Origin of the sequence: Hyphococcus sp. (assembly GCF_041986965.1) — a bacterium.
Classification (GTDB): Bacteria; Pseudomonadota; Alphaproteobacteria; order Caulobacterales; family Parvularculaceae; genus Hyphococcus.
Map to the genome: position 1 here is coordinate 567,656 of NZ_JBHIXB010000002.1, position 12,652 is coordinate 580,307.

A 12,652-nucleotide genomic window follows, 5' to 3' on the forward strand; every position below is an offset into this window, starting at 1 on the left:
AAATTAGCATTTTCAGCCAATTCCCTCAATCACGGCTTGTCCCAACCGGCTCTGAAAACCATTCCGCAAGTGCAGCATTAACAGACTCCGGCGCTTCATAAGGGGCCATGTGACCAGCATCCTCAAAGATCACTAGCTTCCCGCGCCCGCCGAGCCGCGCTAGAATATCTTCGTGCTGATCAATGGGGCTCCATTCATCCTGCCTGCCGACGCCGATCAAAATCGGCGATTTGATCGCCGCGAGCGCTGGAGCTGTATCGGGCCGGGTCAGGAGGGCGTGGATCTGCGCTGCAAAATGCGCAGGCGTCAAACGCTCAACCATCTCGCGCAGCGGCTTCATGAAAGCCTTATCAGTGCGTAAATCCGGATGCACCATTGGCGGCAACCACGCATCGCATAGCGCGCCCATGCCGTCTTCTTCCGCAAGCTTTACAAGGCGCATGCGCTTGCCTTGCTCGTCCGGTTTCACGTCGTGCACGCCTGTGTCGAGCATGGCGATGCGCTCAACTTTCTCCGGCGCCATGCGCACGACTTCGAGCGCAACGCGCGCGCCCATGGAGTGACCAACAAGCGAGAACCGCTCCGGCGCCTTGCTCAAGGCGATCTTCGCCATCTCGGTGATGCTGTCCGCATCGCCGTAATCGGGAACGATGACGTCAGCAATTGGCGAGAAGCGATCAAGCTGCGCACGCCAAACCGTCTCGTCGCACAGAAGCCCGGGCAACAATAACAGCGCAGGCTTTGCAGCGCTCATCGCTTTACTCCCGGTTACTTCTTCTGTTTGCTGAGGTCATAAGAGCCAAGACCCGGCTTATAGGTCTTGTCATCAAGGAACTGGCGCATGCCTTCCTTGCGCGCTTCGCCATCGAAGAAGTTCAAGGCCTCCTGCGCGCGGATCAGATAGTCTTCCGCATTCTCATAGGTCATTTCGCCGACCCGGCGCATGGCGTCTTTCGTCGCCTTGAGAGTCCACTGGTTTTTCTCAAGCAGTTTCTTGGCGACTTCGGTGACGCGGGCTTTCAGCTTGTCCGCCGGCAAGGCTTCGTTGACGAGGCCCGCCTCCGCCGCCTCTTTGCCGTCGAGATTTTCGCCCAGCATTGCGTGATACATAGCCTTACGGAACGGCATCAGTTCAAATGCAACTTTTGTGGCGCCGCCGCCTGGCAGGATCCCCCAATTGACTTCAGACAAACCGAACTGCGCATCTTCCGCGGCATAAGCAAGGTCACAAGCGTAAAGCGGACCGTAGCCGCCGCCGAAACACCAGCCATTGACCATGGCGATGGTCGGTTTTTGATACCAGCGAAGGCGCTTCCACCAGGCATAGGCTTCGCGCTGCGCCTCTCTTGTTCCCCGGAGACCGAGCGCCTCGGTTTCACGGAAATATTCCTTGAGGTCCATCCCGGCCGACCATGCCGTCCCCTCACCTGTCAGGATGAGGACACCCACATTGTCATCGAACTCCAGCTCTTCAAGAACGCGCAACATCTGCCGGTTGAGCTTGGGGCTCATGCAGTTGCGCTTTTCCGGGCGGTTGAATTTCACCCACGCGATACGGTCCACAATCTCGTAGGAAACGGTGTCTTCTTCTTTGCGTTCTTCCGCCATGTCAGATCCCCAAATTCTTCGGACCCGGCTCCCGGGCGCCGTTTTAAGGCCAAAATTGAAGCGCAGGCGGTTTTTCCGCCGGACGCTGATAGTTATGTGGCATTACTATCTCTGGTTATCACCGTAGCAAACCCCCTTTCGCGCGCTACCGGCGCGAAAATTTGCGCTTTTTTGCGAACTCGAAAGAAAAAAGGCGCGCCATTTCAGGCGCGCCTCCGGATTGTCGATGATCGGGCCCGATCAGAGCGCGATGATGACCGATTTCGTTTCCATATAGGCTTCAACGCCTGTGCTCGATTGTTCGCGCCCAATACCCGATTGCTTGTAGCCGCCAAAGGGCAGTGCCGGGTCAATCATGGAATGGCAATTGCCCCAGACCGAACCTGACTTAATCTTGGCCGCGAGCTGGTGCATCTTCGAAAGATCCTTTGTCCAGATGCTGGCGCCAAGACCATAAAGCGTGTCGTTCGCAGCCTTCGCCACTTCGTCAAGATCGTCATAGCGCTGAGCGACGAGAACCGGGCCGAAGATCTCTTCGCGAACCACCTGCATATTCGGATTAACGTCAACCAGAATGGTTGGATTGACGAAATACCCGAGATCGGACGGCGAGTCGCCGCCCTTGACGACAGAGGCGCCTTCTTTTTTGCCGGACTCAATGAAGCCCATCACACGTTTTTGCTGCTCGTCGGAAACAAGCGGGCCCATGCGATATTCCGGGCAAAGCGATGGGCCGGGCGCCCAGTCATCGGCGTGCTTCGCAACACCCTCGACCACTTTGTCGAAAACGGACTTATGCGCGAAAAGACGGGACCCTGCGACACAGATCTGTCCGGCGTTAAAGAAAATCGCGCCGGCGGCGCCGGCGGAAACCTCTTCCACATCCACATCAGGCAACACCACTACAGGCGACTTGCCGCCAAGTTCGAGCGTGACGCGCTTCAAGGAGTCAGTTGCAGCGCGGTTGATAATCTTGCCCACTTCGGTGGAGCCAGTGAACGCAACCTTATCCACATCCGGATGCGTCGTCAGACGCGAACCGGCGGTTTCGCCAAGACCGGTGACGACATTGATGACGCCCGGCGGGAACCCCGCCATGGCCACAAAATCAGCAAGGCGCAGCGCCGTCAGCGAGGTCTGCTCCGCCGGCTTCAGGACAATGGTGCAGCCCGCCGCAAGCGCCGGAGCGATCTTGCCGGTCGCCATGATGAGCGGAAAGTTCCATGGCACGATCTGCGCCGCAACGCCGATCGGCTCCTTGCGCACATAGGCATGGAAGGCGCCCGAAGGAGCGGCCATGGGATCGATGTGGGAGCCGCTGACTTTTGTCGCCCAGCCCGCCATATAATGAAGCATGCCTGCCGACGCCGGAATATCCATCCCAGCTGCGACGCCCGCATTCTTGCCGTTGTCGATGGCTTCAAGCTCGGCCAGCTCCTCGGCGTGTTCGGTAATAAGATCAGCAAGCTTGTGGATCATCTGCTCGCGCGCAATGGGTGGTAACCCGGTCCAACGACCGTCATCAAAGGCCTGGCGTGCGGCGGCGACGGCGCGGTCGATCTCTTCATTGGTCGCATCGGCGAGCTGGCTGACGACCTTGCAGGTGGAAGGGTCGATCACGTCAATGGTCTTGCCGGATTTCGACTCGATCCATTCATTGTTGATGAAATGCGCCGGCGGCCGCGCCAGGGCCTTTTTCGCGGCGTTTGAATATTCAGGCTGAACCATCGAGTTTTTTGGCATGACGTTCATGGGAGCGGCTCTTTCCTTTTGCTCAATTTCCACACAGGCTCAGACCCAAAAGGGGCCGGCAGTCAGCATGTAGCGCCTGCAGGACAGAATTTCAGCGACAAAATCACCGGCTTAATATCACAAGCGCAAGTACGTATGAAAGGCGCAGGGGCCGATTGCCTTTCTGGAGCGAAATCGGCGCCCTTACGGTGGAACGGGCCTGCCCCTTGCGCCGCTCGAAATTTGTGCAACGCAAAAAGGCCGGCCGTAAAATTTTAGCCATTTCTGCCGCGTTCAAGCAATAAAGCTTATTTTCAATTGCAAAATTAGGTCCTCGCAGTTCGGTTTCAGAGCCTGGCGGGGCATGATTCTCAAAACAGGTAAGAATGGCTCCGGCTCCTGCGCCGGTGACACGGAGCGATGAAACCAAAACAAAGATCGTGTATAATAGCACGGGCACCGATACGCTTTGCGCGCTGACGACGGAATGGACCACTCAACAATGGCGCATCAAATCGAACATTTCGCAACGAACGAAGTCATCCAGCAAGAACGGCTGGAGTTCTGGAACAGGATTGCAAGCGAGACATTCTGCGGACTTAGCATCGATTCCGAAAGAGAGATTTTCGACGCCGAAATGTGGCGCTGGTCCATGGGCGACATTACGATGATCCGCCCAAGATCGCCGAACGCCGTCGTGCAGCGAAATGCACGCATCGCGCGCGCCGGCGGCGACCGCGTGATGCTTCATTTTCAGCATGCTGGCAGTTGCCTCCACACCCAGGCCAACAAAATTTACCATCTGCGCGCCGGCGACGCGATCCTCACTGACAGCAACGAGGATTATCGCGTCGATCTGTCCAGCGACAATGTCATGCTTGTGGTTGAGATGCCGCGCGACGCCATATCCGAACGCATGCAGGGTCTCAATGACGCATTGTCACACAAGATCGCCGGCGAAACGCCGTCGAGCCGCCTGCTCCACGATTTTGTCCTGTCGCTATGGCGCCAGGGCGACCAGAGTCATGCAGATCCGGAGCGTGCCAAAGGCGTCGCCGACATTTTCTACAATCTTCTGGCGATGGCGCTCACCGACAAGAATGTCAGCGTTCAAAATGACTCGCTTTTAATCAATCGCCTCACTGCACTCGTCAACGCCCGCATTTGCGACCCTGACTTTCGGCCATCCGATCTGGCGGACGAACTCGGCGTATCCATTCGCACCGTACAGAACGCATTTGCTGCAATCGGTGAAACGCCGTCAGCCTACATCCTGAACAAAAGGCTGGCCCATGCAGCAGATCGCCTTATCGCAGCGCCGCAGCTGAGCGTCACCAGCATCGCATATGAATCCGGATTCAATGATTGCAGCTATTTCACCCGCTGCTTCAAACACAAATACGGTGCGGCGCCGACAGCCTACCGCGCCGCACACTAAGATTGTCTCCGCCTCTGCGCCTATTATTATGGGGCAAGACCAAAATTATTATGGGGCAAGACCAAAACATTTTTGGGGATTGCGCAAATCTCCACCCTGCTTTCGTAATTGTCCAAGACGCCGCACGCAAATAGAGCGACGCTCTCATCAAACAAGAAACTCAAATCCGCTGACAATTATAACAAGGCGGAAATGGGAGGGAGTGTCCGACGGCCGCACGATTGATGCGCCGGCGGTAGGACGTTGCGTGCCTTTACGAACCCAGTGCATTCGAGAAAACGCCGCGTCAACATCTCCTGATAATACGCATCGGCGCCTATTCGCGCACCATCTCTGACGGTGATGCGAACTGCGCCAAACGGTGATTGCCGGTGCGTAGAGACCAAGCGAAATCCCCGCCAGCAGGCGGGAATTAGGCAACGCATGCCGGGAGGTAAATCAAGATGAACTACAAATTATCTGTGAGTATCGGAGCTATGGCGATCGCCCTGACGGGAATCGCGCAGGCTCAGGTCGACACCATTACGGTGACGGCGCAAAAGCGCGAAGAAAACGTTCAGGACGTTCCTATCGCCGTTTCGGCCTTTGACGGCCAGTCGCTTCAGGAGCGCGCGGTGACGAGCGTCGCCGGCTTGTCGAATATTACGCCGAACGTTTCGCTCGACGCCGGCACGCCCTTTTCTGGAGATACAGCGGTCATCTCCGCTTACATCCGCGGCATCGGCGCCAATGACTTCGCCTTCAATATCGACCCGGGCGTCGGCGTTTATCTCGACGGCGTCTATCTCGCCCGCTCCATCGGCGCAAACCAGGACCTTCTCGATGTTGAACGCATTGAAGTCTTGAAAGGCCCGCAAGGAACGCTTTTTGGCCGGAACACGATCGGCGGCGCGATCTCTATCGTCACGCATACGCCGGGCGATGAATTTTCGTTTTCCGGAGATGTCACCACAGGCAGTTTCGAACTGCTTCAAGTTCGCGGCACTGTCGATGTTCCGCTGACCGACTCGCTGAAATCTTCGGTCAGCTTCTCGCTCAAGGATCGCCGCGGCTACATGAAGCGCATGCCATATCCGGGCTTCGAAAATTACAATGTCGAGCCCATCCAGACGATGCGCGCCGCGATATACGGCAATGAAGGCGATTATGAAGGCGGCACCGACGCCAAGAACGCCCGCATCAAACTGCTTTACGATAATGGCGGGCCTTTCAGGGCAACACTTTCTGGCGACTACGCCTATTCCAAGCAAAGCCAGCTCGCGAACAAGGTGATCGCAACGAATGGCGCCGTCTTCGCCGGCACCTATAATTGCGCCATCGAAGGCGTCCAGCCGCCGGCGGGCGACATGTCCTGCGGCGGCGGCCCACCGCCGATCGCTTATGCAGGCGGCATTGGCGGTCTTAATTGGGTGGCCGACAATCCTCCGATCTTCGGGGTCAATGTGGACGCCGATCCCTATAATGACCGGTTGCCATATGATGACAGGTTCGTGACGGACGATATCGACACCACCTACGCCAACGGCAACAATGTTGCACGGCTTGAAAACTACGGCGTTCACCTGACGCTCGACTTCGATATTACTGAAAGCGCCGTCCTGAAGTTCATTTCCGCCTATCGTCATCTCGATTGGGATGTCGGCATGGACATCGACGGATCGCCGCTGAATTTCCTTCACACCAGCTTCACGACTGACCAGTGGCAGTTCAGCCAGGAAGTTCAGTTGACGGGCTCGGCGCTTGACGATCGCATCAACTATGTCATCGGCGGCTATTACTTTGTCGAAGAAGGCGATCTGCATGACTACGTCACCTTCGCCGAAGGCCTCTTGCAGGTCGACGGGCCGAACTATCTGAAGACGAAGAACTATGCAGGCTTCGGGCAGATCGACTTTGATGTGACGGAGTGGCTGACGATTTCGGCCGGCGGCCGCTACACCCACGAAAAGAAACAGTTTGAGGGCGCGCAGTCTGACCGCAACGGCCTCAACTATAAAATCGCCCAGCAATTCGGCGATCCGGATTGCATGACGCTCGTCCCAACCATCTCCGAGGCTTGCCGTATTGCGCAAGGCTTCCCGGTTCCGGGCGAGCCGCTGCGTTACTATATCGCCGGCATTCAGGAGAAGAGCTTCAACAACTTCTCGCCGAAAGTCAGCCTTCAGGTGAAACCGGCCGACGGCATCATGGTCTATGGCAGCTACTCCGAAGGCTATCGCACCGGCGGCTGGACAACGCGTCTGTCGAACCCGCTGCCCACGGCGCCGGATTTCGACGAGGAAGAAGCGACAAGTTGGGAGGTCGGCTACAAGTCGACGCTCTTTGACAATCGCGTCCTGTTCAATGTGGCCGCCTTCACGACCAAATATGAAGGCATCCAGCTGAACTTCCAGCAAGGCGTTTCGCCGACCGTGCAGAACGCCGGCGACGCGCGCATCAAGGGGCTTGAAGTCGAAACCGTCTTCGCGCCCGGCAACGGCTTGTCGGTCAACGCCTCGGTCGGTCTGATCGATGCGGAATATATCGACGTTCTCGGCCCCGCGCAGGTGCCCGCCAACCCGCTTCAGGGCGGCATCTTCCCGGGCGCAGACCTGCCGAAAACGCCGGACTTCAAGTTCAATGTCAGCCCGCGTTTCGAGTTCGATCCCGGCAATGGCGCCACGATCGTGCTGCTCGCGGATTACACACACACGTCGTCCATGTGGAACGACACCGAACGGACCTTCCTGCTTGAGCGTCCGTCTACGGATATTCTCAACCTCAGCGCCTCTTACGAGGAGCCGAACGGCCGCTGGAACATCACGGTCGGCGGCACAAATATTACCGACGAACGCTACCTGACTACCGGTCAGGCGCAAATCGCCGGCGGCCAGATCTACGGCACCTACAGCCGTCCGGCCGAATGGTATGCGCGTTTGGGCGTTAATTTCTAAACTTCCCATGACGCCCCTGGCGGGACCTTCGGGTCCCGCCTCTTTTTTTTGCTTTGTCAAACAGTGAGGTCCAACAGGTGATCAAACGGCGCGACACAATCAAGACCCTGTCTCTGGCGCCCTTCGCGGCCGCCTTTCCCGCTACCGTGCTGGCTGAAGAATTTCCGGCCGCGCCGCCAGCGCTTTTTATCTATGACAAGCGCCTTCCGGCGGCCCGCGATCTGGCGCTTATGGCCATGAAAGCCGGCCATGCGCCGCACCCTGCTGACTTTGACGAGACCGGTTTCTGGCGCAGCGGCGAAAAGCCCGATTTGCGCGCCTACAGCACGGTCTTCGGCGCCACCACTCGCCGCGCCTATTTTGTATTCGAACAATTGTCCCGGCTCCACCGGAGCCGTAGACTGAGCGACGCCGCTATCCTTCATGACGATCGCGCCTTCAGTTTCTGGACCCTTCGCTTCCAACCCGTGCATTAGGAGAAGACTATGCCTGAAGCCGCCACCACCGAATTCTGGAAAGACATCAAGCCGATCAAGGATGTCTTCAAACCGGAATCCCTGGGCGACGCCTATGCGTCGAAAATCGCCGAGGGCGATGAGCGCTATTTCGTTCCGATTTCGGAAACCGTTTCGTCGAAACCCGTCTGGATTTCGCCGCAACGGAACATGTGGGCCGATGTTTTGATGTCGAAATCGGCCGGTCTTGTGAACCGGCATTATCACCCGCATCAAATTTTCGCCTATACGATCTCCGGAAAATGGGGCTATCTCGAACATGACTGGACCGCGACCGCAGGCGATTTCGTCTATGAATCGCCCGGCGAAGGCCATACGCTGATCGCCTATGACAGCCCCGAGCCCATGAAAGTCTTTTTTGTCGTCACCGGTCCCCTGATCTGGCTCGATGATGACGGCAATGGCGTCGGCCATTACGATGTTCACGATTACATCGCCGCTGCGCGCGAGCATTACGAGAAAGTCGGCATCGGCGCGGACTATGTGAAAACCCTGTTCCGGTAGATTATGCGCGTCAACGCTCTCGATCATGTCAACATCCAGACGCTCGACATTGCGGCAACGGTAAAGTTTTACGCCGAGGTTCTCGATCTCGAAGCGCGCGACCCGCCGCCGCCGCTCGATCCAAAACTGGTGCAGTGGATGTATGACGCGGATGAGCGCGCGATCTTTCACCTGACGACGCCGGGCTCCATCATGGGGGATGGCGGAAAAAGGCACCTGCCGCGCGACACAGGCCCCGTACATCATGTGGCGCTGAACTGTTCCGGCCATGACGCCATGGTGGACCGCCTCACCTCGCTGGGGCTCGACCACAAGCTCAATCATGTGACGGCGATCGATCTGAAGCAGATCTTTGTTCGCGATCCGAACGGCGTGCTTCTGGAACTCAACTATTTTTCGGGAAACCATTAGGGAGGACCGCCAATGTCCGGGATGAAAGCGCCGCCCTCCGGCGCGTATAAAATTGTCGAGGTCGAGGAGCTTTACGGCGACCTCATCAAACAGCGAGGCCTTGAGGGCACCTATGTCGGCAAATCGGAGGAAGAGAGCCCCTGGGTTCCCTTTGGCGACAACGCCGCCATCCGTCACCTCGCCTTTGACGTTCGCCAGAATGTTTATTGCAATATTCTCTGGATCAAATCGCCGGGCGTGATCGGCACCCACAAACATCGCGGGCCCGTCTGGGCGGTCGGTCTTGAGGGGACGTTCCGCTATCTCGAATATGACTGGGTCTGCGGGCCGGGCGAGTTCATCACCGAAATGCCCGGCACGGCGCACACGCTCGTCACCGATGATCCGAACGGCATGAAGGCGCTCTTCTGGATGCAGGGCGCCAATGAATTTTACAATGAACAGGGCGAGTTTGTCGAAACGCTCGACGTGTGGTGGTTCATGAATCACTATGAGAGCTACTGCAAAGAAAAAGGCCTTCCCATCAATAAGCAACTGTATCTGTGAGCCATGAAAGCACTTGAACAATTTGACATTAAAGGCCGTTCCGCGATTGTCACCGGCGCCGCCTCGGGCATTGGCCTCTGCTATGCGGAAGCCATGGCGGAAGCCGGCGCCGGCGTTACGCTGACGGATGTTGATCTCGAAGGCGCTGAGCGCGAGGCCAAGCGACTGCGCGAGGAAGGCTATGACGCGCGCGCGGCGCATCTCGACGTCGTCGACCGCGCCGAAACGACGAAAGTCTTCGATGAACATGTCAAACATTATGGCGGGCTCGACATCGCCTTCGCCAATGCCGGGATTGATCCTGGCGACGGCTTCGCCGCGCCGGAAGGCGGGCGCAACCCGAAAGGACAGGTCGACGCGTATAACCCGGAAGCCTGGGACCGCTGCATCGCCATCAATCTCACCGGCATTTACAACACCATGCGCGAGGCGGCGCGGGTGATGAAGGCCGGCGGCAAGCCGGGCTCCATCATTGCCACGTCTTCCAACGCCGGGCTTGTCGTCGAGCCGATTGTCGGCATGCCCTATCACCCGGCGAAGGCGGGCGTTACGCATATGGTTCATTATCTCGCCATGGAGCTCGCCGAATACAAGATCCGTGTGAACGCCATCGCGCCCGGCCCCTTCGTCACCAATATCGGCGGCGGCTGGCTGCAGGATCCGGTTGTGCGCGAAGCGTGGGACCATGTGGTGCCGCTGGGACGCATCGCGGAGACCTATCAGATGAAACCGCTGGCGCATTACCTTGCTTCTGACGCGTCGAATTACGTTACCGGCTCGCAGATGCTGATCGACGGCGGCATGGCGCTCGGAGGCTTCAAGCAGTAAATGTCCGTACACGCGAAAGCCGCCATCTGCCGCGGGTCCGACGAGCCTTTCACTATTGAGGACGTCACACTTGACGCGTTGCGGCCCGATGAGTTGCAAGTGCGCATCATCGCCTGCGGCGTGTGTCATACGGATATGGCGGTGCGCGATCAGCAGGTGCCGGTGCCCCTTCCCGCCGTGCTCGGTCATGAAGGCGCCGGCATTGTCGAAGCGGTCGGCTCGGCGGTGACGGCGGCGAAACCGGGCGACCGGGTGATCCTCAGCTTCAACAGCTGCGGCGATTGCCCGAGCTGCGAAATCGATGCGCCGACCTATTGCTACAATTTCTTTCCCTATAACTGGACCGGCATGCGCGCAGACGGCTCGCCGACGCTGATGCAGGACGGGGAGAAACTGAACGCCAACTTCTTCGGACAGTCGAGCTTTGCGACGCAGGTGATTTCTCATGAACGCAATACGGTCCGCGTGCCGGACGAGGCGGCAGATTTGCCCTTGGAACGACTTTGCCCGCTTGGCTGCGGCCTGATGACCGGGGCCGGCGCCGTTCTTCGTAGCATGGACGTGCGCGCCGGGCTGCCCATTGCGGTATTCGGCGCCGGCACGGTCGGCATGGCGGCGATCATGGCGGCGAAGATCGCCGGCGCCGATCCGATCATCGCCGTCGATGTCAATGACGACCGCCTCGCGATGGCCAAAGATCTGGGCGCGACCCACATTTTCAATGCGAAAGATGATGCGGTCGCCAAAATCCAGACGTTGTGTCCCACAGGACTCGGCTACGCCTTCGATACAACCGGTATCAACAAGGTGATCGAGGATGCGTGGAGCCTTCTTGCACCCAAAGGGATATGTGGGATCGTCGGCGCCTCCGATCCGGAGGACAACCTCACCTTTAACGAAGCGGCCTTTATGGGCGGCGGGCGCCGTGTCATGGGCATTCTCGGCGGAGACAGCGATTTGAAAACCTTTCTGCCGGAGCTGATCGGCTATCACTTGAAAGGACAATTCCCGTTCGAAAAACTGATCGGCTATTTCGACTTCGATCAAATCAATGACGCCATCGCAGCCAGTGAAAACGGATCGGTCGTAAAACCGGTGCTGCGGATCGGCGCGGAAGGCTGACACAAATGCGCGCAGTTGTTCATCAGGGGCTTCACGAAAAGCTCGCCGTCGAAACCCTCGCTGATCCGACCCCCGGCCTGGGCGAAGTTGTCCTGTCGGTCGAACGCTGCGGCATTTGCGGCTCCGATCTGCACATGACCGAGGACCCGGCCTTTGGCGCGGACAAAGGCTCCATCCTTGGTCATGAATTCGCCGGCGAAGTGATCGGCCTCGGCAAAGGCGTTGAACGCCTGAAAAAAGGCGATCTCGTCTCTGTCGTGCCCATCGCCAGTTGCGGCCAATGCCCGACTTGTCTCGCAGGCGAACCGGCCTGGTGCGAAAAGATGCAGCTTCAGGGCGGCGGCTATGGCGAATTCGCCGTCACCAATGAAAACCAGTGCGTCGCGCTGCCGAAATCGGCGAGCATGGAAGACGGCGCCATTATTGAACCCCTCGCCGTCGCCCTTCATGGCGTGATGACCGGCGAGCAAAAGCCTGGCGACAAGGTGTTGATCCTCGGCGCCGGCCCTATCGGTCTCGGCGTCGCCTTCTGGGCCCGCCGGTTCGGCGCATCGAAAGTCGTGGTGCAGGACATCAACCGTTTTCAGGAACAACGCGCGCGGGAAATGGGCGCAACGGATTTCATTGTCGATCTCGAAGACCCTGTCGGCGCCGCCGAACGCGCCCTCGGCGGCAAAGCCGACATTGTTTATGAATGCGTCGGCGTGCCGGGCCTTATACCGCAGGCCGTCGACCAGGTGCGCATCAAGGGGACGGTGCTGATCCTCGGCCTTTGCACAAGGCCCGAGACTTTCGTTCCTTTCGTGGCGCTCTCGAAAGAGGTGCGGCTTCAAACCTCGGCCTTTTTCAAGCGCCAGGAATATGAGGCGGCGCTTGATGCTCTTGACGCCGGCGCGGCGGAGCCGCGCGCGCTCATCACCGACACAATCAGCCTCGATGCTGTGCCGGAGGTTTTTGAATCGCTTAAAAAACGCACGCATCAGTGCAAAGTGCTGATTAACCCGAAAGGCTGATCC

12 protein-coding genes are annotated in these 12,652 nt (G+C 58.2%); 9 read left to right on the forward strand and 3 right to left on the reverse strand.

The features are described 5' to 3' along the window. Window positions 1–25: 25 nt before the first annotated feature. From ACFC5L_RS11695 to ACFC5L_RS11705, 3 genes are all read right to left on the reverse strand, one after another. On the reverse strand, window positions 26–754 hold the full coding sequence (locus ACFC5L_RS11695) for an alpha/beta fold hydrolase (RefSeq protein ID WP_375202758.1): 729 nt from the start codon (window positions 752–754) through the stop codon (window positions 26–28). A 14-nt stretch (window positions 755–768) separates the two neighbouring features. After that, entirely contained in the window at window positions 769–1,608 is an 840-nt protein-coding gene (locus ACFC5L_RS11700) for a p-hydroxycinnamoyl CoA hydratase/lyase (protein ID WP_375202757.1), read from the reverse strand. 240 nt (window positions 1,609–1,848) lie between these two features. Then, the gene (locus ACFC5L_RS11705) at window positions 1,849–3,360 is read right to left on the reverse strand and encodes an aldehyde dehydrogenase family protein (RefSeq protein WP_375202756.1); all 1,512 of its coding nucleotides are present in this window, start codon (window positions 3,358–3,360) and stop codon (window positions 1,849–1,851) included. Between the two features lie 481 nt (window positions 3,361–3,841). Here ACFC5L_RS11705 and ACFC5L_RS11710 point away from each other — a divergent pair, with 481 nt between their 5' ends. From ACFC5L_RS11710 to ACFC5L_RS11750, 9 genes are all read left to right on the forward strand, one after another. Beyond that, entirely contained in the window at window positions 3,842–4,777 is a 936-nt protein-coding gene (locus tag ACFC5L_RS11710; protein ID WP_375202755.1) for a helix-turn-helix domain-containing protein, read from the forward strand. A 443-nt stretch (window positions 4,778–5,220) separates the two neighbouring features. Beyond that, window positions 5,221–7,710, forward strand: coding sequence for a TonB-dependent receptor (locus tag ACFC5L_RS11715; protein WP_375202754.1), 2,490 nt, complete (start codon window positions 5,221–5,223; stop codon window positions 7,708–7,710). Between the two features lie 77 nt (window positions 7,711–7,787). After that, complete coding sequence (locus ACFC5L_RS11720) at window positions 7,788–8,186, forward strand: hypothetical protein (RefSeq protein ID WP_375202753.1); 399 nt, start codon at window positions 7,788–7,790, stop codon at window positions 8,184–8,186. A 9-nt stretch (window positions 8,187–8,195) separates the two neighbouring features. Continuing rightward, the gene (locus tag ACFC5L_RS11725) at window positions 8,196–8,729 is read left to right on the forward strand and encodes a 2,4'-dihydroxyacetophenone dioxygenase family protein (protein WP_375202752.1); all 534 of its coding nucleotides are present in this window, start codon (window positions 8,196–8,198) and stop codon (window positions 8,727–8,729) included. A 3-nt stretch (window positions 8,730–8,732) separates the two neighbouring features. Further along, window positions 8,733–9,140 carry a VOC family protein gene (locus ACFC5L_RS11730; RefSeq protein WP_375202751.1) on the forward strand — a complete coding sequence of 136 codons (408 nt, stop codon included), beginning with the start codon at window positions 8,733–8,735 and terminating at the stop codon, window positions 9,138–9,140. 12 nt (window positions 9,141–9,152) lie between these two features. Continuing rightward, the gene (locus ACFC5L_RS11735; RefSeq protein ID WP_375202750.1) at window positions 9,153–9,686 is read left to right on the forward strand and encodes a 2,4'-dihydroxyacetophenone dioxygenase family protein; all 534 of its coding nucleotides are present in this window, start codon (window positions 9,153–9,155) and stop codon (window positions 9,684–9,686) included. A 3-nt stretch (window positions 9,687–9,689) separates the two neighbouring features. Further along, complete coding sequence (locus tag ACFC5L_RS11740; protein WP_375202749.1) at window positions 9,690–10,514, forward strand: SDR family NAD(P)-dependent oxidoreductase; 825 nt, start codon at window positions 9,690–9,692, stop codon at window positions 10,512–10,514. Beyond that, window positions 10,515–11,636, forward strand: coding sequence for an NAD(P)-dependent alcohol dehydrogenase (locus ACFC5L_RS11745; RefSeq protein WP_375202748.1), 1,122 nt, complete (start codon window positions 10,515–10,517; stop codon window positions 11,634–11,636). 5 nt (window positions 11,637–11,641) lie between these two features. Next, on the forward strand, window positions 11,642–12,649 hold the full coding sequence (locus tag ACFC5L_RS11750; RefSeq protein ID WP_375202747.1) for an alcohol dehydrogenase catalytic domain-containing protein: 1,008 nt from the start codon (window positions 11,642–11,644) through the stop codon (window positions 12,647–12,649). Window positions 12,650–12,652: the final 3 nt, after the last annotated feature.

Bases quoted from the DNA above. Each gene is read 5' to 3' on its own strand.
- ACFC5L_RS11705 (WP_375202756.1), bottom strand. From the start codon at position 3,360: ATGAACGTCATGCCAAAAAACTCGATGGTTCAGCCTGAATATTCAAAC.
- ACFC5L_RS11735 (WP_375202750.1), top strand. From the start codon at position 9,153: ATGTCCGGGATGAAAGCGCCGCCCTCCGGCGCGTATAAAATTGTCGAG.
- ACFC5L_RS11700 (WP_375202757.1), bottom strand. From the start codon at position 1,608: ATGGCGGAAGAACGCAAAGAAGAAGACACCGTTTCCTACGAGATTGTG.
- ACFC5L_RS11730 (WP_375202751.1), top strand. From the start codon at position 8,733: ATGCGCGTCAACGCTCTCGATCATGTCAACATCCAGACGCTCGACATT.
- ACFC5L_RS11710 (WP_375202755.1), top strand. From the start codon at position 3,842: ATGGCGCATCAAATCGAACATTTCGCAACGAACGAAGTCATCCAGCAA.
- ACFC5L_RS11715 (WP_375202754.1), top strand. From the start codon at position 5,221: ATGAACTACAAATTATCTGTGAGTATCGGAGCTATGGCGATCGCCCTG.
- ACFC5L_RS11745 (WP_375202748.1), top strand. From the start codon at position 10,515: ATGTCCGTACACGCGAAAGCCGCCATCTGCCGCGGGTCCGACGAGCCT.
- ACFC5L_RS11740 (WP_375202749.1), top strand. From the start codon at position 9,690: ATGAAAGCACTTGAACAATTTGACATTAAAGGCCGTTCCGCGATTGTC.
- ACFC5L_RS11750 (WP_375202747.1), top strand. From the start codon at position 11,642: ATGCGCGCAGTTGTTCATCAGGGGCTTCACGAAAAGCTCGCCGTCGAA.
- ACFC5L_RS11695 (WP_375202758.1), bottom strand. From the start codon at position 754: ATGAGCGCTGCAAAGCCTGCGCTGTTATTGTTGCCCGGGCTTCTGTGC.
- ACFC5L_RS11725 (WP_375202752.1), top strand. From the start codon at position 8,196: ATGCCTGAAGCCGCCACCACCGAATTCTGGAAAGACATCAAGCCGATC.